Source organism: Croceitalea rosinachiae (genome assembly GCF_031846445.1).
Taxonomy (GTDB): domain Bacteria; phylum Bacteroidota; class Bacteroidia; order Flavobacteriales; family Flavobacteriaceae; genus Croceitalea; species Croceitalea rosinachiae.
The window spans coordinates 1,561,847-1,583,190 of record NZ_JAVRHR010000001.1 but is presented as its reverse complement, the minus strand read 5'-3'; the positions used below and the strand labels follow the sequence as shown (position 1 = coordinate 1,583,190).

Here is a 21,344-nt window from a genome sequence, read left to right as displayed (position 1 = left end):
CAATCACCTGATTTTGTCTACGAATCCCAATTTCTTCATTGATATTAAAAAAAGTAACATAAGTATAGAGTTTTAAGTAATCAGTCTAAAACTTTTCATGGTCATTATGAGCAGAATTACTTTTAGAAAAAAAAGTTGAAAAAAGGTATTATATATATTACTCTTTTGATAGGTTTTCAGTCTTTTGGTCAAGCTATGTTAATGCTGGGAAATAGGGAAGAATTAAATCCTGTAGGCATCAACTTTTCATCTATACCCAATTTGGGCGGAACCGAAGTCACTAGTTATGGAGCAAACTTAAACTTCGGAATTCCATTAAAAAAAGGGTTGATAGGCTTATCCCTGGGTTATCAGAATCATGATTTTGTTTTTAGTGAATCTACCAACCTCATTGATTTATCTTCTTTTGAGAACATACAGGTAATCAGAAGCAATGTTTCTTACATGGTTCCTTTAAAAGATTCTTTGAATTTTATTCTTTCGGCAGGCACTTCATTGATGTCCAACTTTGGCGATGGATTGTCTTCAGAAGATTTTGTGTTTAATGCCATTATTGGGGCTTTAAAAAGGTGGGGGAACAATGAAAGAAACTCAGCTTTGTTGATTGGAGCTTTGTATGGCACACAATTTGGAGAGCCAACGCTGCTTCCTGCAATATCTTTTAATCAAAAGCTTAATGAACACTGGGGTTATTCTTTGGGCTTACCGGTGACCGGGGTTAATTATCAAATTAATGAAAAGCATCGACTCTCTTTTTTAGTTTCTCCTCACGGAATTTTTGGTAATAATTCTAATGAAGAACGTGTCGAAGGCAATCGTCTTTTAAGCAATACAAAGATTCAGTTTAACGGAATCAACACCCGTATTTCATATCAATTCAAGTTCACAAAGTATTTAGCCTTTTTTGCTGAAGGAGGATTTATACTCAATTCCGTATTGAAAATATTAGATAATGACAACAATGAAATTATTGATTTAAACCCTGGCAGTGGCACCTATTTCAATACGGGGTTACGATTGGTAATCAAAAGAGCAAATAATATGTATTTAAAGAAAAAGAATGAAAACTAGGTTAGTCGTGGCAATTGCCATTTTGTCCGCTCAATTGATTTCGGGGCAAAAAATAAACGCAAAGGAAATCGCAGATTATCAAACCAATTTGATGGTAGAGCGACTTGATCTAAATCAGGAACAAAAAAAAAAGATTACAGAGCATAACCTAAAATTTTCAAAGAAGCAAGCAGCATTGATGAATAGAGAAGGATCTATGTTCGGTAAAATTGGAGATATTAAAAAAATTAAAAAAGAGAGAAATGCCGAACTGGAAATCATCTTGAACAAAGAACAAATGGAGGTTTTCGAAGATGAAATTGAACCTGAGATACGCAAACATATGCGCAAGAAAATGATGGAATAAGCCAATGAAGAATACACTTAAAACTTTTTTAGGAGCAATTGTTATCGCCTTGGGGGTTTTCATTTTTGTTCTTATATCAAACAATGAAGAAAAAAAAGTGATTGAAAATACGCCGGATCGACCCATGGTTTCCACAACCTTGGCAGAACCTAACCCCATCGCCTATATTTTAGAGGTAACGGGAACTTTAGAGGCCAAAAACAAAGTTGAGATTTATAGCGAGGTTCAAGGGGTTATGCTTCCTAGTAGAACACCTTTCAAAGAAGGTAATAGGTTTTTAAAGGGGAAAGAATTGCTTCGAATAGACAACCGCGAATATATGGCGCAGTTTCAATCAAACAAAAGCAGTTTGATTAGCCAAATCGCCGCTATGCTTCCCGATATGGAGATTGAATTCCCTGAAGCTTCAAAAAAATGGGAAAGCTACCTAAAGTCTTTTGATATGGAAGTCTCATTACAGGCTTTGCCTAAAACCACCTCTGACAAAGAGAAACTTTTTTTAATGGGCAAAGGTATTTTCCAAACCTATTACAATGTGAAAAACCAACAGGAGCGTGTATCCAAATATGTAATTAGAGCTCCATTCACAGGGAGTGTCACAGAATCAAATGTAAATCCCGGCACCTTGGTACGTAGCGGACAAAAACTGGGCGAATTTATAAATACTACTGCTTTTGAATTGAGATTGGCAATTCCGGCAACGGCCAACGAGTATATTAAAGAAGGTAAACCAGTTGCATTAACTACCCTGAACGAAAGTCAAAAATTGATTGGACAAATTAGTCGTATTAACGATAAAATCAATCAAGAAACCCAGACAGTGATAGCTGTAGTCGAGGTCAATCATAAAGACCTCAAGGATGGTCAATTCTTAAAAGCTAAAATAGAAGGTATGACCATAAAAGACCTAGTTAAAATCAAAGGAAATTTAATGCTAGAAAACAATCATATCTATATCGTAAAAGATAGTGTTTTGACCCTACAAAAGATCGTACCCATTAACTACGAGCGAGACAGTGTCATTGTAGAAGGTTTGGAATCCAATATGATTTTATTGGATGAGGTTTTGGCAATGGCCTATCCTGGTATGAAGGTAAATTATTAATACATTTTGAATGAAAGGTTTTATTAGCCATTTTATAAAGTATCCTGTAGCAGTAAACATATTTATCGTCGGGTTCTTGATTTTCGGCTTTTTAGGGTATCAAAAAATGAATTCCTCGTTTTTCCCTTTGGCCGATGCCAAAACCATTCAAATAAGCATAACATATCCAGGGGCGTCTCCTGAAGAAGTTGAAGAAGGCATCGTTGAGAAAATAGAACGAAATCTAAAAGGTATTTCGGGAATAGATCGTGTAAGTTCAATTTCACAAGAGAACAATGCATCCATCATCATAGAAACTTTATCTGATTTTGATATCAATATCATCTTGGATGAAGTTAAAAACGCAGTTGACCGCATTCCATCATTTCCCAATACCATCGAACCCCCTGTTATCGAATCGGTCTTACCTACAAGACCGGCCATATCATTCATAATAACAGGTAAGGAAATTCCGCTTCGCATTTTGAAGCAATATGCTCAAGAAATAGAAGATGATTTACTTCGTATAGAGGGTATTTCCCAAATTGAGCTAAGTGGTTTTCCAGATGAAGAAATCGAAGTGGCAATTTCGGAAGAGAAAATGCGAAGTTATAATCTGTCTTTTGAAGAAGTGGCCCAGTCTGTTGCCGAAGCAAATATTATCGTATCAGGTGGCTCGATCAAAACAGAAGATGAAGAATTTTTGATCCGTGCCAATAATAAGGGCTATGAGGCCAATGAACTGAAGAATATTGTTGTTAAATCTACAATTGAAGGTTCCAAAGTTTATCTTAAAGATATTGCGATATTGAAGGATTCTTTCGACGAGAATCCTGATAAAATATTTTATAACGGGCAGCAGGCCGTTCAAATAGACTTGAAAAACACCAATTCTGAAGACCTTATAAGCAGCGTTGAGACCGTTAAAAATTATATTTTCAATTTCAATACCAGCCATGAAAATATTCAACTGAAAGAGACCTTTAATACTGCCGATTTAGTACAGGGCAGAATTTCATTGCTTTTGGAAAATGCTTTAGTCGGAATGCTTTTGGTTCTCATTATTCTATCTTTTTTTCTTAGACCAACAGTAGCTTTTTGGGTGGCTTTTGGACTGCCCATATCATTTTTTGGAATGTTCATCCTCTTACCCAATTATGGAGTTACCCTAAACATGCTTTCTATGTTTGGTATGATATTGGTCATTGGTATTCTTGTTGATGATGGAATCGTCATAGCTGAAAATATTTATAGTCGACGTGAAAAAGGTGATTCGCCCATAAAAGCAGCGGTTAGAGGAACTATGGAAGTTTTAAAACCTATTCTTTCCGCTATTGCTACAACCATTTTGGCATTTTCCGTTTTCTTTTTTCTTGACGGTCAAATTGGAGATTTTTTCGAAGACATCGCTTTGGTCATCACACTGACCCTTTCGGTCTCTCTAATAGAAGCTTTGCTCATTCTACCATCACATTTGGCGCACTCAAAGGATATGAAAGATATCTATAAAGTGAGCAGGTTCAATCGGTACGGAGAGCGGTTCATGGACTATCTAAGAGATAAAGTCTATAGTCCTCTTTATAAAAAGAGTCTACAGAACAAGTTTCTTTCCTTTTCAATATTACTTTTTCTTTTTTTGTTAACACTTGGTGCTCTTTCAGGAGGGATCATTAAACTTACCTTTTTCCCTACTAATGCAAGTGATCAAATAATAACAACCATAAATACTGCTAAAGGAACTAGTGAGAGAATAACAGATTCCATTGCTTCTTATGTCGAAGATAAAGTATGGGAAATCAACGAAAAACTGCCAAATAACGAGATTGGTGGCTCTCATGTTATAGGAACGATTAAAAGGGTTGGGCCTACGGGTTCGAGCAGTAGTATTACGATAAATCTTTCCCCTAGTGAAACTAGAACTATTTCGTCGGTAGAAATTACAAATGAAATACGTAAAGCGGTTGGCACTTTGCCTATTTTGGAAAAACTCTCTTTTAACTCTGGAGCAAACGTTGGTGGTGCGCCCATTTCAATATCCCTACAAGGCAAGGATATTGATAAAATTAACAGGGCCAAAGAAATGGTTTTTGAGGAACTTAAAAAGAATAAGAATGTTAAAGATATTACAGATTCAAGTCCGAAAGGAATTAAGGAAATCAACCTTAAGCTCAAGGAAAATGCTCAATTGTTAGGCTTAAGCTTTTCGGGTTTTATGGGCCAGGTTCGGAATGCTTTTTTTGGAAATGAAGTCCAACGCATACAAAGAGGCCAAGATGAAGTTAAGATATGGGTCCGTTATAATCGTGAAAATCGTTCAGCAATAAGTGACATTAATAATATTGAAATAAAAACTCAAGGAGGTAGGGTTCCTTTATCTCAAGTAGCTACTTACAGCATTGGGCGCGGAGAAACCGCTATTAACCATTTAGACGGTATTCGAGAGGTTACAATTGAAGCTGACGTGGCAAATCCGAAGGTCAGCTCAACTGAAATCATGGCCGATTTGCGTTCTAGGGTTGCCTCTGAAATTGAATCAACATACCCTGGAGTTGCGGTTTCAGCAGAAGGACAAAATAGAGAAGCCAATAAAATTGCTGATTCAGCGGCAGCGGTTTTTCCAGCTGTACTTTTTTTAATTTATGTGGTCATTGTCTTTACATTTCGAAGCTTTAGCCAACCTTTCATTCTGTTGGCCCTCATCCCTTTTTCTATAATTGGTGTAGCATGGGGTCATTACTTACATGGATTTTCTATGAGTATCCTATCCTATTTAGGGATTATTGGACTAATCGGCATCGTAGTGAATGACGGACTCGTTTTTACCAACAAATTCAATACATTTCTTAAAGAAGGGCTGCCATTTAATGAAGCATTATATGAGACTGGAAGGGCACGTTTTAGAGCTATATTCCTTACATCGATAACCACTATCGCTGGTCTTGCACCATTGATGTTGGAGCGAAGTCTTCAGGCCCAATTTTTAATTCCAATGGCAATTTCCATTGCTTATGGAATTGCTGTTGCCACTATACTTACGCTTTTTCTTTTGCCAATTTTCCTATCGGCGGTTAACGGCTTAAAAGTTATTGCGAAACAATTGGCTACCGGCAAAAAACCCACGCAAGAAGAAGTTGAACGAGCAATTAAAGAACTTAAGGTAGAAAATGTTGAAGTTTAGTTTATTGACCAGTTTTTTGTTGTTGATGACCACGGCTATGGCACAAACGGTATTGACCATGGATGAGGCTATTGCTATAGCCGTGAAAAACAATCACGATTTGCAAATTGCAGGCAACAACACCAAAATAGCAGCAGTAGATAAAGGTATATTGAATAGTGGATATTTACCTACTGTGAGCGCCGCTGGAGGTATAAGTTATTCGGATGAGAATCAAAATGTAACTTTTACCGATGGTAGTTCGACAGCTATTGATGGTGCTGTTACAGAATCGTACAATGCTTCAATAACTACTGAATACATAATTTTTGATGGAATGGTCAGAAAGTTTACCCAAGATAATAATGATACGAACTTTGATTTGAAAAAGGTTCAAGAACGTCAGCAAGTGGAGAATACCATTTTAACCATCTATGAAAACTTTTTTAACGTAGCTTTTCAACAAAAGGTTGTAGAAAATTTAAAAGTCAACATAGAAAATTCACTGGATCGCTTAAACAGAACACAGAGAAATCTAAAGTATGGTCAAGGAACATATTTAGACGAACTTAATGCTCAGGTCGATTTAAATAATGATAGCATAAGTTATATGGAAGCACTGAAAGATCTGAAAAACTTAAAGCGTAGTTTAAATCTAGTTCTAGGGCGTAAAATTGAACTCAATTTTAATGCTGATACTACGGTTTTATTTGGGCCTGAATTGCAAAAAAAAGAAGTGTTGGACGAGTCAGAAAGGAATAACATTCAGATAGTATTAGCAAAAAATAATATTCTTCTTAGCGAAATTGATGTCAAAATCAATAAAGCACAATTTTTGCCTAAAATTAGTGGAAGTGCCTCTTATCGATGGAACGAAAGTCAAAATCCACCTACTTCTTTTGCTTTAAGCAATGAGTCTTACGGGGTAAATTTAGGGTTAAACCTTTCATGGAATATTTTTAATGGAAGTAATTCCGCTAGGGTAAAAAAAGGTAAAATTACTAAGCAAAATAGACAAATTGAATTGGCCGAGGTACAATACCAATTAAAAACGGATGTTCTCAATGCCTATGAGGATTATATTCTAACCAGATATAAAATGAAAGCCGAAGAAAAAAATCTGGAAACCAATCGTCTGAATTTTACTCGAAGTCAGAAACAATATAGTTTGGGTCAAATTACCGCCGTTGAATTTAGACAAGCACAAATTAATTTATATAATGCATTGAATAATATGGAACGTGCAAAATTTGATTCAAAGATTGCGGAAGTCAATCTTTTGCAACTGATGGGTGGCCTACTTTAATCGACACATTGGCATACTAAGATGAAGAAAAAAAGTCCAAGCAAAATGAATAACAGAATAGTTAGTATTTTGAGCAAAAAGAAAAATCTAATAAATGAAATTAAAAGTAAAGTTACAGAAGATAATTTAAGGCTAACTTTTTCGCCCTTCAAAGAATAGTAGAGTGCTTCCATATACTTTATGAATTGTAATAGCTAAAGGATAATTTTGCTTGTTCGGTTTCTTTCTTAATACAATCTGGAAACTACTCATAATGTAACATTTGTATCAAGTTACAACGTTATTAGGTACAATAAATGATGGTTTTAATTGATTTTGGGGAAATTCGAAAATCGACTCATCACCGTAAGTTCATTGGTCGAGTACAGCTTTACTACTACTGCAAAAGCCTCAAGCATATTTGAAGCTTTTTATTGCTCAATATTATTGAAATTAAAACCGGTCAGCTCATTGTTGATAAACTTAGAATTTACTTCAATAGGGTTACAGCAAACCTCGCAGTCTTCGACATAGGTCTGATTGGAAATTGAAGTATCTAATAGCATTGAAATTTCTTCCCAGCAATAAGGGCATTGAAAGAAATGCTCGAGCATGATTATAAATTCGTATTCAATAATTGCCCTGTTAGCTGAAGAAGTTCCAACTCAGCCAGTTTTGCATTGTACTTTGCTAGATTTTTACTGGTCTTGGCATTTAATAAGTTTAGTTGTGCCTGTCTAAGTTCAACCGAAGTTATTTGACCCAACTTATAACGTTCATTGGAACGGTTATAGTTATTTGTAGCCGTATTGACATTTTGCTCTTGTAAACGAAATACTTCTAATCGATTTTCATAATTTCCTTTGGCATTGGCAATATCACGCTTAACTTCTTGTTCGATCTGTTCTTGCAAAGTATCTTGTGAGTCCAATAATATCTTTGCATTTTTTACTTGGGTGATTCCGCTCCCTCCATCAAATAAATTCCAAGTAAGATTGGCTCCCAAGGCAAAATTTCTAGTATTATTTGTATTTATCCCCGGAAAAAAAGCAGATGGCGCGCTCTGGTTAAGATTCCAACCGTATGACCCTGTTAAGCCTATCGTTGGTAAAAAAACAGATTTTCCAGCTTTTAAGCTGTAATCATTAATCATTACATTTTTCTCGGCCTGAAGCATTCTAATGTTATTTCGCTCGCCCTCATTCAAATAATTATCCAAAGTCAATGGATCGGTAAAAACGATGGTCGTGTCCACCCTAAAAACCTTAATTAATTCTTGGTTGAGCAATACATTCAAATCGCGCTGGGTGTTTTTAAATGTCTGCCTTTCATTCATCAAATTGATACTATCATTGACCAAATCAACCTCAGCATTCAATACATCCAATTTATTGTTTTGTCCATATTCAAAACTATATTCCGCTCGTTGTAATCTATTTTTTGTATTTGAAAAAGTCTCTTCTAAAACCCCAATATTTTCTGAAAGTCTTGCTACTTCAAAATAGACTGTGAACAATTGTAATATTGTCGTTTCAATAGTCTCTCTAGCCTGCAATTCAGACAGGTTGTATTCTTCTTTTAATCGCTTATAATCATACAACCTTCCCAAACCATCAAACAGTGTATAATTAGCTGTCAAACCTGCATTATAGCGTTGTGCTTCTGCCTTATACAAATCTGTATCAGGCCTAGGCACTTGATTTCCATCTTCATCCGTAATGAACTGCCCAGGAAACTCAAAGGTTGAATCATCTCGTTGATAATTTGCACCTGCGTTTCCAGTAATACTAGGTAAAAAACCAGAGTTCAAAATGTTTTTGTTGTTCTCAGCAACTTCTACATTGTTTTTGGCAATAATAATACCGAAGTTATTTTCCAAAGCGAGCTTAACAGCCTCTTCCTTAGATAATACTTTTTCTTGGGCACTGATAATCTGTACTAATACAACAAGTATTGTTGTTAGTGAGAAGGTTTTTATTCGCATTATAAAATTTCTTCTAGTTCTTTTTGATTTTTATCATCGAGGGAAGTATCCAAATCCAATCCATTTTGGTTCTGATGAGCAGTTGCCATATGGGTTTCTTCATGTTGCTCTTTAATAGCCCTTTCCACCTCTTCTTTACTTATTTTATTGCCTGTGCCCAACCATTTAGCACCTACTTTAACATTATTACTGAAAGAAAGGAATATAGGCAGCATCACTAGGGTTAAAACCGTAGCAAAACCTATTCCGTATGCAATAGAGATGGCCATAGGTTTTAAGAATTGAGCTTGTCTACTTTTTTCCAATAACAAAGGTGCAAGACCTGCTATTGTAGTAATACTTGTTAAGAAAATAGCTCTAAACCTTGAACGACCAGCTTGAAAAAGAGCCTCATCAAACTTCATTCCTTCACGAAGGTTACCGTTGAATTTTCCAATAAGCACTAAGCCATCATTGACCATAATTCCTATTAAGGCAATAATACCAAGCATAGAAAGAATATTGATTGGGAAACCATGAATCCAATGTCCCCATGCTACTGCTGTTAGACTAAAGGGTACCAATAGCAATAATAATAATGGCTGACTAAAACTTCTAAATGTGAACGCAATCGTAACATAAATCAGGAAAAAAACGGCCAATCCTACAAAATTTAGAGAATCCATTAATTTGTTGCGCTCTCTATTCTGCCCTTCATAAGAAGCTGTTACCGAAGGATACTTTGATTGGATATCCGTCATTACTTCATCTTTGATCCAAGCTAAAATATCAGGTGCACTAGTGGTTTCTGCGTCTTTCAAATCTGAGGTAATCCTAATTTCGCGCTGGCCTTCTAAGTGGTTAATAGCGACATCTCCTCTGGAGATGGTATAGGTTGCAATTTCTTTCAACGGTATTCGCGCGCCTGAAGGAGTAGCAATTCTCATTTCATCTAAATCAGTTATCGATGATCTGTTCTCACGATCATACCGTACCCAAACTCGAATCTCATCTTGTCCCCTTTGAAAACGCTGTGCTTGCGTGCCAAAGAAACCTGCCCGTACTTGATTCATAACGGTGCGCAAATCCAATCCTAACAAATAAGCATTCTCCTTAAGCTCTAATTGAATCTCCTTAATTCCTGCGGGGTCGTTGTCCGCTACATCTTTTAATAAGTCATTACCGACCATAGCAGCTTTAAGCTCTGTTTTTGCTGCTTTTAATTCTTGAATATTATTACCAAGCAATGATATCGAAACGGGATCTCCACCAAAATTACCCCCTGATCCATAAATCAAACTTTCCGTTCCGATTACTGGCCCTACTAACTCTCTCAATCGATTGGTGACCAAGTCTGAACGAATTGCATCGGGTCGTTCCTCACCTGGCAATAGGTTAATTACCAAAGTGGCAGATGAAGATCCGGGGCCAACATTTTTTATCATGTTTTCAAACAAAACCTTATCCGTACCCTTTAAATACTGCTCTGTTAGTTCTTCATTAACAATAATTGCCTTTTCTTCAATTAGACTTATAATAGAATCCGTTACTTTTTCGTTGGTTCCATTTGGCATTAAAAGCTCTACTGCAATACGATCACTAGCAATCCTTGGAAAAAAGGCAGTTCGAATGATTCCACCGCCAACAGAACCAAAGGTCAAAAACAAAGCCATGATGAAAAGAGCAAAGGTCAAAAGCTTGTATTCCAAAGCAAAACGAAGCACAGGACTGTATAGCTTATCACGCATCCAAGCCATTGCACTATCTCCTGCCTTATTGATACCTCTTAACTTGGCAAAAATTGCCGCTATACCTGTTTTCGGTTTATCACTTTGTTTTTGTAATGCTTTAGAATGTGCCAAGTGAGCAGGAAGAATAATCAATGCTTCCACTAACGAAACCACCAAAGTCAAAATTACAATCACGGAAACCTCCCCAAAGAAATCTCCAATTCTACCATCTAAAAATAAGAAAATAGAAAATGCCAAAATAGTGGTTATTATTGCAGAGACAATAGGTGGTATTACTTCCATAGTACCATCTACAGCGGCTTGAATAGGACTTTTTCCTTTCTCATAGTGCTGATAAATATTTTCGGCAATTACAATACCATCATCCACCAAAATACCAATAACTATAATCATCCCGAACAATGACAATACATTGATAGTAACATTAAACATAGGGGCAAATACAAACATTCCTAAAAAAGCAATTGGCAAACCGAAAGCTACCCAAAAAGCAAGTCTTGTATTTAAAAACAATGATAGAAAAAGAAGCACTAAAATCATACCCATTATGGCGTTTTCAGTCAATAATTCTGTTCGTTGTGTAAGCGTTGTTGAAAGATCACTTACTACATTCAGACGAACATTATTATACTTCTGATTAAAGTCTTCAATGTACTCTTTTACATTTTCCGCAGAACCAATAAGGTCCTCCGTATTTGTGCTCGTAATAGTAGCATTTACTGCCAAATCACCGTTATAGTATGTGGCATTGGGGGTTTCAGAAAAGCGGTCTCGAATAATAGCGACATCTTTCAAACGGACTGCTCGCCCTGAGGCATCACTACGAACAATAATATTTGATAATTCATCACCATAATAGGAACGATTGTTTGCCCGTATCAAATATTCTTCAGCACTAGTCTTTATATTACCGCCCGTCACCAAAATATTTGCATTAGAAACTGATAAAGCCACTTCATTAAAAGAAATATTATAGGCCAGTAAACTATTTTCATTGACTGCGATTTCAATCTCTTCTTCTGGATAGCCAGAAATACTTATTTGTGATATTCCTTCAATAGCACGGAGGTCATTCTCGATCTGCCTACCAATCTGCTTTAAAGTAGCCAAGGAAATATTCTCACCACTAACAGCAAAGCTTATGGTTTGACGAACTGCCTCTAATTTAGAAACCACCAAAGGTTCCATCCCAGTTGGAAACGTGGGTACTCGGTCTACCGCGTTTTTTACTTCAAGAAGCATAAAGTCAATATCTTGCCCTTTCTCAATCTCAACATTAATTGACCCTGAGTTTTCACGAGACGTTGAAGTTACCCTATCAACCCCTTGAAGGCCCTTTAGATTGTCTTCAATTTTTAATACAATGCCTTCTTCTATTTCTTGTGGTGATGCCCCAGGATATGTAATGCTTATGAGAACGTTTTTAGATTCTGTTAGAGGAAAAAAAGAAGACTTTAAAGTAAGTGCTCCAACAATACCGAACACAAAGAATGCCAAGATAATAACATTTACCGCGACATGATACTTGATAAAATATTCAATGACTTTTCTCATTCTGCGCTTTTTTCGGCGTTATCTGCCCCATAAACTTTCACTAGCATCCCCGCATATGCTCCAACTACTGGCTTAGAAACTATGGTTTCTCCATCTGGCACATCTTTCAGAACAACATTTTTATCTGAAAAATAAACTGGGTAAACGTCAATAAGATCTAAAATGGAGTCTCGAACAACAAAAATTTGATTATTATCGTTTACCAGTGCCCTATCTATTTCTATGGCATTGTTCTCATTTTTAGCATTCAGATTAGCCTCTAAATATTGCCCTTCTTTTAAATTATCACCCTTTACTTCAATAAACGCTGTTATTGTTTGGCTAGCTTGATCTACCCTTCCATTAATACGTGCTACCCTGCCAACATATGATTTAGTCTTATCTAGAGTTGTTAATGCTACTTCTTCCCCTACTTTTAGAAAATCTGCGTATGATTTGCTAATTGCAACTTCCAACTCATAAGTACCAACTTTTATAAACTCACCCAGTTTTTGACCAGTTCTAACCAAAGTGCCTTCCGTTACTAGTGCTTCAGTAAGTATCCCAGTAAAAGGAGCGGAAATAACATATTTTGAAAGGCGTTGTTCTAAGTTTTTTACATTATAATAACTACTGAAAATACCTCTACCCGTTATGAAATATTTTTCTTTGTCAGAATTGATCTCAGGAAGTTTAGGAGTTGTCTTTTCTAAATCAAAATTAGCCAAATAGCTTTGCCATTTTGAAAAATCTTCTGGGTAATCCAACTGCAGGTCTGGCATAATGGAAGTGACCAAATTATATAGGTTACTTTTTGCGGATTGCACGCTAGCGTAGTATTCCGAGGCATCTATTCTGACCAAAGCCTGACCTGATCTATACTCTTGACCTGTTTTAAAAAGCTGCCCACCTTTCTTTAAAACACCTTGAACCTCCGCATAGAGCTCAACGCGTTCTTTAGCCACCAGATTTCCATTTGCAGGTACTTTAATGGGTACAATACCATTTATCACGGTATCAATAAAAACCGTCTTAATTACTTTCTTTGGTATAGGCCTTCTATTTTCTTTACTATCGGCAATTAAACCGGCCCCGTAAATAGAACCTAAAATGATTGCCAATCCCAATAGGATGGAGAGAATTATTTTTCGCATCAAATAAGTTGATTAGTTTTTGCAAAACTATTGTCAACTAAAGGAGTTCTTGGTTAAATATTTCATAAATGTTTAGAGGTAACTTTTTATTTGTAAAACAAAAAAGGGGACGCACCTCTGCATCCCCGAACCAAACAAACTAAAGTATAACTAACTACTCATTATCGTCTTCATCTTCGAACTTAGTATCCGCCATACGAGTGCGTACCCGTTCTAGATCAAATTCTTTATATGGGTTTAATGATTTATCATCAGTATCAAAAACCAAAAACTGTTTTGTATCAATACTTTGCAATCCTTTGAAAGATTTAAATCTATTGTTCTGGATCTGTAATATTTTCAAACTGGCCAATTGGCCAAACTCTGTTGGTATTTCGCCACCTAATTGGTTGTTTGCCAAAACCAATTCTTTTAGTCTGGTTAGCTTTCCCATTTCTTGAGGAATAGCCCCCTCCAATCCATTTTCAAAGAGACCCAAAGTTTCTAACTTGCTTAGGTTTCCAATTGAAATTGGGATAATTCCTTTTAGATTGTTACTTGATAAATTCAATACTTTAAGCCCTTTTAAATTTCCTAGGCTTTCAGGAATTGGTCCAGAAAGAAAGTTATTGAACATTGATAATTCTTCAAGACTACTTAAGTTTCCTATAGCAGCCGGTATTGATCCTTTTATACGATTCATCTCAAGTTTCAAAACCTTTAAATTTTTTAACTGGACTAAATCCTTTGGCAATACCCCAGTTATGCTGTTGAATGCCAAATTTAAATGGGTCAAATATTTAAGACTACCCAGACTTTCGGGCAAAGCCCCATTTAAATTGTTATTGAATAGATTAATTCCAACTACATGATTATCGTCAATTTCTACACCTTTCCATTCATCAATTGGAGCCTTAACATTCCAGCTAGAATTCCAATTCTCGCCATCTGTGCTTTCAAATAAATCAATCAGTACCTTTTTTTCTTTCGATGAAACAGTTTCATAAACGGTTGCATGTATTTCAAAAAAGGTTAAAACTAAAAGAGATAAAATGATAGTAGATTTCATCTAAAATATTAATTTATAAGAATTTACTTACAAATAAATAGTAAGTATCTTATGAAACCAAACTTATTCGGTGTAATAAGGTAAACTTGTTGTGAAAGTTTAAAAAATTGTTGTTTAGTAAGTTTATTCTTACTTTTTAGTATTTTAATTGGACTCTATCTCAATTGTAATGGTCTCCCATTGTTCCATGTATTCCTCCAACTTCTTTTTAGCGCCATGGTAGGTATCAAAAAAACCAGCATTAGCAACCGTATTATCGTAGTCCATTAAAAGCTGATGGTCAAAGGTGGCTATTTCAGTCTCTAGCGTATTAATTTTTTTCTCAACCGAGCTTAATTTATTGTTTAATGCTTTTTTTCGCTTTTGCTTCTCATAGTCATTTTTTGGCTTTTCGGTTTTGGCACCTGGTCTTACCTTTTCTTTAAGCTCAATTTTTCTGAAGTTTTCAGCATTGCGCTGCTCTAAGTAAAAGTCAATATCCCCTAGATATTCTTTTATGCTTCCATCTTTAAACTCATAAACTTTATCCGTTAGCCCTTGAAGAAAATCCCTATCGTGAGATACCAATATTAAAGTTCCTTCAAAACTCTGTAATGCCTGCTTTAAGACATTTTTTGATTTAATATCAAGATGATTGGTAGGTTCATCCATTACCAAAACATTAAAAGGTTGCAATAACATTTTTGCTAATGCCAAACGGTTGCGTTCACCACCAGACAGAACTTTTACGTATTTTTCAACTTCATCACCTCTAAACAAAAAAGACCCTAGAATATCTCGTACTTTACTTCGGTTACTTTCATTGGCCGAATCTATCATGGTATCTAAAATGGTTTTACTGCCGTCTAAATATTCGGCTTGATTTTGTGCGAAATATCCTATCTGTACATTGTGGCCATTTTTTAAGTAACCTTTATAATCAAGCTCCCCAACCATAATCTTTGCCAAGGTGGTCTTTCCTTGACCATTTTGACCTACAAAAGCTGTTTTGCTTCCTCGCTCTACTAAAAGATTAATGTCATTCAAGACTTCTTTAGCACCATAATGCTTAGATAGTTTTTCCAGTTCAGCAACTACCTTTCCTGGAGTCACTGAAATAGGGAATCGCAACTTCATTACACTATGATCATCTTCATCTACTTCAATACGGTCAATCTTATCCAGTTTTTTAATGAGGGACTGTGCCATTGAAGCCTTAGAAGCTTTTGCTCTAAACTTCTCTATCAATTTTTCGGTCTGTTGAATTTGCTTTTCTTGGTTCTTTTGAGCACTCAGCTGTTGTTCTTTTATCTCAGCCCGTTGAATCAAATATTTTGAATAGGGCTTATTATAATCGTAAATTCGCCCTAGTGATATTTCAATGGTACGATTTGTTACATTATCTAAAAACATTTTATCGTGTGATACAATGACCACAGCACCAGAGTAGTTTCTTAAAAACTGTTCTAACCAAATTATGGACTCAATGTCTAGATGATTCGTAGGCTCATCCAAAAGCAACACATCATTATTTTGCAACAATAGTTTTGCAAGTTCAATACGCATGCGCCATCCACCAGAAAATGTTTCTGTAAGTTTATCAAAATCTTGGCGTTTAAAACCCAGACCTTGTAATACCTTCTCCGTATCACCTTGGTAATTATAACCGCCTAAAATTTCATAATGATGTGATACATCATTCAAATCGATCATTAATTGATTATAACCTTCACTTTCATAATCGGTACGCTCCGCCAATTGAGTATTGATTTCTTCTAGCTTTTCTTCGAGCTGTTTGATTTCAATAAATGCCTGATAAGCTTCTTCCAACACCGTTCTGCCCTGCTCAAAATCAATGTCTTGTTTTAAAAAACCAATCTTCACCTCTTTATCAGAAGCTATAGTGCCAGAATCTGGCTCCATCTCTTTACTCAGCAGTTTTAGCAAAGTAGACTTACCCGCACCATTTTTTCCGATAAGCCCGACCCTATCTCCAGAATTTAAACGGAATGCAATCTCTTCAAATAAATATTCTCCTCCGAAAGCGACAGAAAGATTGTGGATATTGAGCATAGGTGCTATATGATTTTACTATTATAAAATCAGGTTTTAATATTATCTAAAAGCAACAGGACCTGACTAATTTTTATCTTTGTTCAAAAGACCTGCAAATGTTAAAAAAAGGAAGCAAATTGTACAGTATTTTAACAGGAAGTTGTCCAAAGTGCCATAATGAAAGTATGTATATGAATCAAAATCCATACAATTTGACACAACTTTTTAAAATGCATGAACGTTGCTCGCATTGTCAAACTAAATATAAGATTGAACCTTCTTTTTTCTACGGTTCGATGTATGTTAGTTACGGGGTGGGCATTGCCTTTGCTTTAGCAGCATTTGTAATTGCCTTTTTAATCATAGGCGCCTCCCTAAAAAATACTTTTATTGCTATCGTAATCACGATGATTGTCTTTCTACCAATCATTATTAGGCTTTCAAGAAATATTTGGATTAATATTTTCATGAAGTATGACCCCAATTTAAAACATCAGACCACATAGTATTTGGCCGTAAATCTAGAAATGTCCATATCTGGGTCTATAGCTTCTCCCCCTTCAATATGTTCAAACAAATTTTGAGAAGCAGCCGGCGCAATAAGTACTCCTCTTGATCCAAAACCATTTAATACATATATATTCTTATATTTTGGATGCTGGCCAACCAAAGGCCTTCTATCCGTTACCGTAGGTCGTACTCCTGCCACATGGGACACCACTTCGTAATCACATCTTAAAAAGGTACCCAATTTTTCAAGCAACTCTTGTTTTGAAGCTTCGGTGGGAATATTCGTTTTATCTTTCCATTTATAGGTCGCTCCTATACGGTACAAATCACTTCCCAAGGGAATAATAAATACTGAAGATTTTATCACAGCTGTTTCTTGTAATTCGGGAGCCTTTATAGTCAACAACTCTCCTTTAGTGCCATTTAAGGGTAAATATTCAAAATATGGGTTAGATTTTAAACCATATCCTTCCGAAAAAATGATTTGTCTGGCCTTAATCTTTTTGTAAGCCACATGACTATTAGAAATCTCAAACTGTTCGAAATCGAATTGTTCTTCTTGCAACCTACTTTTTTTTAATAGGTAATCTTTGTAAGATTCAATAAGTACTCTGGTGTCTATTCTACCGGTATAGTTGACCTTCCCATACCCAAAAGGTGCTTCAATATTTGAGTTTTGATTTTCTCTGATACTAGTGGATAAAAAATAATCTAAATCAGCCTTATCTGCAGCTTCAAACCAAAGGTTTTGTTCTTCGATCGAAGCAAATCGTCTTAAAACTGGAAGTTTGTAATCTAACTTTACCTTCAGTTTATGCTCTAGACTTGCATAAAAGGGCATGGACACATCTATTTGCACCCTTGCATTCCAAGCCATGGTAAAGCGCTTTAAAATAACAGGATTGTAAAGTCCCCCAGCAACGATGGAAGCCCGTTGAGAATTATCGCTAATTGCCCTAAAAGTTTTTCCGTGTTTTTCTAGCTGTTCGCAAAACGAGATTCCGGCAAGACCTAAACCAACCACCAAGTAATCTAACATAGTGCAAAAGTAAACATCAGATTTGTTATTATGCCCATTATGAAAATGGAGATTTCTCAATCGCTATGCTCATTTCGAAATGACTCGACATAGTTTAAACAAAAAAAGCCCCAACATTGCTGTTAGGACTTTATCTTATAATGAATTGGAAAATTCTAAACTAAATTTGGCTTAGTAAGCCCACATGTCTTGTTCCCTATCTCGAATAGTTTCTTTGATTCTATTCGCTTCAAGTAATTGAAACAAGGCATTATCAAAAATATAATCGTCAATTTTACGGTCACCGTGAACATTATCTTCTTTATAAATAACTCCGTTAAACCTTCTGGCATTCAATAACATATCGTATGTTATTGGTTGCGCAGAGTTTCGATTGTTGAATACCTTTGCCTCATGTAGTATTTGTCTGGCACTTGGGTACCATACCCAAAACAGTTCTACTTTATTGGCATTTGGATCAACAGATTCGTCATCTATAAAGTTAACATCTGGTGCGACTGGAGCAATACCTAATAATCTGTATTTCAACTCGCCTTGACGTTTATCAAAAAACCAGATACCCTTAATTCGGTATTCTTCAATATCAGCGGCATCAAGATCTCTCTTATTGATAAACTCTTCTGAGATTTCTTCGCCTGCATTATATTGTTCATACCCTAAATCGGTTGTATCTACTTTTTGCAGGGTTGCTGTCAAATCACCAAATTTTCGTTTTTCGGTGAAATAAGAATCCGTGTACACATCGGTCAATTTACCATTCTTGATGTTTTTCATCAATACGTGGTACAAAGACCTTCTGTCCGCACCAATACCAATGGTATCGGTTGGGTAATACAACGGAAAGTTGACACGCTCATCTAAATCAATGGTTTCCCATACTGTTTTAGACCAGAGAATATCTCTGTCATCAACATAACCATATGCTAAAGGAGCATCGTTATCTTGAGCGATCTGTGCTTCAGTTTTAACTCCGATATCTTCTGGCTTTTTGGCATTTAAAATATTTGCCTGCGCTGCCATCGATATGGGTAAAAAACATAATGCGACAATTACTAAAACATTTTTCCAATTCATAATTAACTATACTTTATTTAGTTTGTAAGCTCTACAACCACAGGAGATACTTTTTTCAACTTGTAACCCTTGTTGTTTGTAATATAAGCTTGAATATCAAATACTTGAACAGCATCACCTCTACGTGCTCTTTTCAAAGCAGACTTAGCAGCACCATTCAACTTGTTACCTTTTACAACTACTGAAGGTTGCCCTGGCACTTTGAATTTGAATCCACTAACACCGATGTTCAATTCAAAATCAAAGTCTTCCAACATTGCACTAATTGTAGAAACTTCTAAGTTCCTTCTTGGCATTTTTATACTACCTGGTTCACCACGAACGGCGCCAGATGGTCTTGGAATATCTTTGATACGGAATGTAGCCGGAGTACTGATACGTTGTCCATCTGGCAAAATACCCGACGCACTAATCGTAACTTCTCTACCCTTACCAGGATTCATAACATACTTGCTACCGCTTCTTTTAGAAAGACCAGGAGCAGATGCAGATACCTTGTTATCAGGAATACCAGGAATAGAAATCGTCATTGGGTTGGCAACCCCACGATATACAACATTCATCTTATCAGCAGCAATTACAGCAGCATTAGGCTTATTAATGGTAGCGAAAGAATTCTTTACCTCAACAGGAATCTCTTCACCATCTTGCATAAAGAACATAGTACCTTTAATTTCATGGTCACCAGCGGCGCCAGAACCAATCAGCATCTTAATACCACCTGCTTCTAATTTGTAATCTTTACCTTCAGTAAGCTTTCTGCCGTCTAAGGTCAGGTCAGCTTTTACTGGAGTTGAAGAATTATCAGTTTTACTGATGATAATCTTACCATCATATCTATCACCACTATAAAAAGCTGATTTAGAAGCCAAAAGTGATGTCGCAAAGTTCTTTAATGAAACTTGATTGGTCAACTCACCTTCTAACATTGATTTTAAAGCATCTTCTTCCGTCGCTTTGACGTCTGCTTGAAGTGCAGTCAATTTTGCCAATGAAGCAACTAATGGATACCCTTCATAGTGATAGTTGATCCAATCTTGCTTTGTACCATCTCTTTTCTCAACCTTACCATTTGCGTCACCAACTTGAAAACGAGAGTTTACAGCTTCTTTAAGTGCAGCTGGAGCAATAGCAGCAACTTGAGTTCTATAATCGTTAATTCGCTTCAAAAACTCCTTACCATCTTTAGTAAGATTGTCTCCTTGAAAGAATTTTCCATCTAAGAAATCAGAGTTGTCCATTCTAGCATAATCCTTAGCGTCTTCAAGACCTTCGGTCATACCCTTTTTAAGCGACTCTAAATAATCATAATACTCTTGAGACAAAGATTTTATCTGTTGAGCATTTTGATATAATTCTCCGTATTTCTTAGCATCTTCAGAAGCTTTAGTCTCAAGACTAGCCAAGAATTCGTTGTTACTTTCTGTAGTTTTAATGTTAGAAGTCTCTAGCTTTTCATTCATAATACCGAATGCAGCTAGCACCTCTTTACTCATATTTAAGGCCAACATCGCGATGAAGATCAAGTACATAAGGTTGATCATCTTTTGACGTGGTGTTTGTTTTCCTCCTGCCATGGTTTATCTAATTAGTTTTGATTAATAATTTGATTTGGGGGCCTAATTAGTTTTTACTCATAGCTGACAACATACCACCGTAAACACCATTTAATGATGAAAGATTAGTTGCCAATGACTCCATTTGATCTTTTAATGCACCAGCATTTTGAACAACTTCTTCGTTGATAGAAGCTTGTCTGCTTGCACTTTCTAACTGAACTTTATACAAACTGTTTAAAGACTCCATTTGAGCAGCAGCATGTGATAACTCTTCAGAATATTTCTGAGTGTGTTGGATTGCATCAGTAGTAGGAGAGATGTTTTTAGCAGCTCCTTCAAAACTTCTAATGCTATCACCTAAGCTATTGAACAATTCTGTATCAATATTAGCTTCTTTAAGCATCTCATCTAATTTTCTGCCTAAAACGCCTTCAGCCTCTTGAGCTTGTTGAACGTCATTTTTACCAGATTTAGCTTCAGCATTGTTCAATTCTGGGTAAACCAGTGACCAATCGTATTCGTCATCTACTGGTTCAAATGCGCTAATAGCAAAAATTAATGCTTCTGTAATAAGACCTACTGCAAGTAATAATCCACCAGTCAGTGGTCCGAACTCCCAGTGAAGAATTTTAAATAAGGCTCCGATAATTACTACCGATGCACCAAGGCCATAGGCCATGTTAAATAGTTTTTTTGTTGATTTTGACTGTGCCATAATTTTAATTTTAATTAAGTT

16 protein-coding genes are annotated in these 21,344 nt (G+C 36.0%); 6 read left to right on the top strand and 10 right to left on the bottom strand.

Translation table 11 applies throughout. From position 1 onward, the window contains the following. Nucleotides 1-135 precede the first annotated feature (135 nt). Genes RM706_RS07155 through RM706_RS07135 form a run of 5 tightly spaced genes read left to right on the top strand, consistent with a single transcriptional unit; the run spans nucleotide 136 to nucleotide 6,964 of the window. A complete protein-coding gene (locus tag RM706_RS07155) occupies nucleotides 136-1,071 on the top strand; it encodes a DUF6268 family outer membrane beta-barrel protein (RefSeq protein ID WP_311350344.1) in 936 nt (311 codons plus the stop codon). Then, on the top strand, nucleotides 1,061-1,417 hold the full coding sequence (locus RM706_RS07150; protein ID WP_311350343.1) for a DUF4890 domain-containing protein: 357 nt from the start codon (nucleotides 1,061-1,063) through the stop codon (nucleotides 1,415-1,417). The genes RM706_RS07155 and RM706_RS07150 overlap by 11 nt, the downstream gene beginning before the upstream one ends. Before the next feature lie 4 nt (nucleotides 1,418-1,421). Further along, complete coding sequence (locus tag RM706_RS07145; protein WP_311350342.1) at nucleotides 1,422-2,522, top strand: efflux RND transporter periplasmic adaptor subunit; 1,101 nt, start codon at nucleotides 1,422-1,424, stop codon at nucleotides 2,520-2,522. 10 nt (nucleotides 2,523-2,532) lie between these two features. Beyond that, the gene (locus RM706_RS07140; protein ID WP_311350341.1) at nucleotides 2,533-5,679 is read left to right on the top strand and encodes an efflux RND transporter permease subunit; all 3,147 of its coding nucleotides are present in this window, start codon (nucleotides 2,533-2,535) and stop codon (nucleotides 5,677-5,679) included. Beyond that, nucleotides 5,666-6,964 (top strand): TolC family protein, encoded by a 1,299-nt coding sequence (locus RM706_RS07135; RefSeq protein WP_311350340.1) that lies wholly within the window; start codon nucleotides 5,666-5,668, stop codon nucleotides 6,962-6,964. The genes RM706_RS07140 and RM706_RS07135 overlap by 14 nt, the downstream gene beginning before the upstream one ends. 410 nt (nucleotides 6,965-7,374) lie before the next feature. On the opposite strand, the gene RM706_RS07130 is transcribed toward RM706_RS07135, so the two are convergent. The 6 genes from RM706_RS07130 to RM706_RS07105 all read right to left on the bottom strand — a co-directional run bounded on the left by RM706_RS07130 (nucleotide 7,375) and on the right by RM706_RS07105 (nucleotide 16,444). Then, the gene (locus RM706_RS07130) at nucleotides 7,375-7,557 is read right to left on the bottom strand and encodes a CPXCG motif-containing cysteine-rich protein (protein WP_311350339.1); all 183 of its coding nucleotides are present in this window, start codon (nucleotides 7,555-7,557) and stop codon (nucleotides 7,375-7,377) included. 2 nt (nucleotides 7,558-7,559) lie between these two features. Further along, nucleotides 7,560-8,927 carry a TolC family protein gene (locus RM706_RS07125; RefSeq protein WP_311350338.1) on the bottom strand — a complete coding sequence of 456 codons (1,368 nt, stop codon included), beginning with the start codon at nucleotides 8,925-8,927 and terminating at the stop codon, nucleotides 7,560-7,562. Continuing rightward, nucleotides 8,927-12,211, bottom strand: coding sequence for an efflux RND transporter permease subunit (locus tag RM706_RS07120; protein WP_311350337.1), 3,285 nt, complete (start codon nucleotides 12,209-12,211; stop codon nucleotides 8,927-8,929). Before RM706_RS07120 ends, RM706_RS07125 begins: the two co-directional genes overlap by 1 nt. Then, a complete protein-coding gene (locus tag RM706_RS07115) occupies nucleotides 12,208-13,344 on the bottom strand; it encodes an efflux RND transporter periplasmic adaptor subunit (RefSeq protein WP_311350336.1) in 1,137 nt (378 codons plus the stop codon). The genes RM706_RS07120 and RM706_RS07115 overlap by 4 nt, the downstream gene beginning before the upstream one ends. A gap of 154 nt (nucleotides 13,345-13,498) precedes the next feature. After that, on the bottom strand, nucleotides 13,499-14,392 hold the full coding sequence (locus RM706_RS07110) for a leucine-rich repeat domain-containing protein (RefSeq protein ID WP_311350335.1): 894 nt from the start codon (nucleotides 14,390-14,392) through the stop codon (nucleotides 13,499-13,501). A 144-nt stretch (nucleotides 14,393-14,536) separates the two neighbouring features. Continuing rightward, nucleotides 14,537-16,444 carry an ABC-F family ATP-binding cassette domain-containing protein gene (locus RM706_RS07105; RefSeq protein ID WP_311350334.1) on the bottom strand — a complete coding sequence of 636 codons (1,908 nt, stop codon included), beginning with the start codon at nucleotides 16,442-16,444 and terminating at the stop codon, nucleotides 14,537-14,539. A gap of 98 nt (nucleotides 16,445-16,542) precedes the next feature. Between RM706_RS07105 and RM706_RS07100 the strand changes: the two genes are divergently transcribed. Then, the gene (locus RM706_RS07100) at nucleotides 16,543-16,932 is read left to right on the top strand and encodes a DUF983 domain-containing protein (protein WP_311350333.1); all 390 of its coding nucleotides are present in this window, start codon (nucleotides 16,543-16,545) and stop codon (nucleotides 16,930-16,932) included. Here the strand turns inward: RM706_RS07100 and RM706_RS07095 are convergent. From RM706_RS07095 to porL, 4 genes are all read right to left on the bottom strand, one after another. Continuing rightward, on the bottom strand, nucleotides 16,920-17,975 hold the full coding sequence (locus RM706_RS07095; protein WP_311350332.1) for an NAD(P)/FAD-dependent oxidoreductase: 1,056 nt from the start codon (nucleotides 17,973-17,975) through the stop codon (nucleotides 16,920-16,922). The genes RM706_RS07100 and RM706_RS07095 overlap by 13 nt on opposite strands. 171 nt (nucleotides 17,976-18,146) lie before the next feature. Next, on the bottom strand, nucleotides 18,147-19,049 hold the full coding sequence (gene porN / locus RM706_RS07090) for a type IX secretion system ring subunit PorN/GldN (RefSeq protein WP_311350331.1): 903 nt from the start codon (nucleotides 19,047-19,049) through the stop codon (nucleotides 18,147-18,149). Between the two features lie 17 nt (nucleotides 19,050-19,066). Further along, nucleotides 19,067-20,626: a type IX secretion system motor protein PorM/GldM gene (porM, locus tag RM706_RS07085; protein ID WP_311350330.1), complete on the bottom strand. Its 1,560-nt coding sequence runs from the start codon at nucleotides 20,624-20,626 to the stop codon at nucleotides 19,067-19,069. Nucleotides 20,627-20,672: 46 nt separating this feature from the next. Next, nucleotides 20,673-21,323 (bottom strand): type IX secretion system motor protein PorL/GldL, encoded by a 651-nt coding sequence (gene porL / locus RM706_RS07080; RefSeq protein ID WP_311350329.1) that lies wholly within the window; start codon nucleotides 21,321-21,323, stop codon nucleotides 20,673-20,675. Nucleotides 21,324-21,344: the final 21 nt, after the last annotated feature.

Coding starts and splice junctions, on each gene's coding strand:
- RM706_RS07145 (WP_311350342.1), top strand. CDS start 1,422: ATGAAGAATACACTTAAAACTTTTTTAGGAGCAATTGTTATCGCCTTG.
- RM706_RS07105 (WP_311350334.1), bottom strand. CDS start 16,444: ATGCTCAATATCCACAATCTTTCTGTCGCTTTCGGAGGAGAATATTTA.
- RM706_RS07095 (WP_311350332.1), bottom strand. CDS start 17,975: ATGTTAGATTACTTGGTGGTTGGTTTAGGTCTTGCCGGAATCTCGTTT.
- porM (WP_311350330.1), bottom strand. CDS start 20,626: ATGGCAGGAGGAAAACAAACACCACGTCAAAAGATGATCAACCTTATG.
- RM706_RS07110 (WP_311350335.1), bottom strand. CDS start 14,392: ATGAAATCTACTATCATTTTATCTCTTTTAGTTTTAACCTTTTTTGAA.
- RM706_RS07130 (WP_311350339.1), bottom strand. CDS start 7,557: ATGCTCGAGCATTTCTTTCAATGCCCTTATTGCTGGGAAGAAATTTCA.
- RM706_RS07115 (WP_311350336.1), bottom strand. CDS start 13,344: ATGCGAAAAATAATTCTCTCCATCCTATTGGGATTGGCAATCATTTTA.
- RM706_RS07140 (WP_311350341.1), top strand. CDS start 2,533: ATGAAAGGTTTTATTAGCCATTTTATAAAGTATCCTGTAGCAGTAAAC.
- RM706_RS07135 (WP_311350340.1), top strand. CDS start 5,666: ATGTTGAAGTTTAGTTTATTGACCAGTTTTTTGTTGTTGATGACCACG.
- porL (WP_311350329.1), bottom strand. CDS start 21,323: ATGGCACAGTCAAAATCAACAAAAAAACTATTTAACATGGCCTATGGC.
- porN (WP_311350331.1), bottom strand. CDS start 19,049: ATGAATTGGAAAAATGTTTTAGTAATTGTCGCATTATGTTTTTTACCC.
- RM706_RS07100 (WP_311350333.1), top strand. CDS start 16,543: ATGTTAAAAAAAGGAAGCAAATTGTACAGTATTTTAACAGGAAGTTGT.
- RM706_RS07150 (WP_311350343.1), top strand. CDS start 1,061: ATGAAAACTAGGTTAGTCGTGGCAATTGCCATTTTGTCCGCTCAATTG.
- RM706_RS07125 (WP_311350338.1), bottom strand. CDS start 8,927: ATGCGAATAAAAACCTTCTCACTAACAACAATACTTGTTGTATTAGTA.
- RM706_RS07120 (WP_311350337.1), bottom strand. CDS start 12,211: ATGAGAAAAGTCATTGAATATTTTATCAAGTATCATGTCGCGGTAAAT.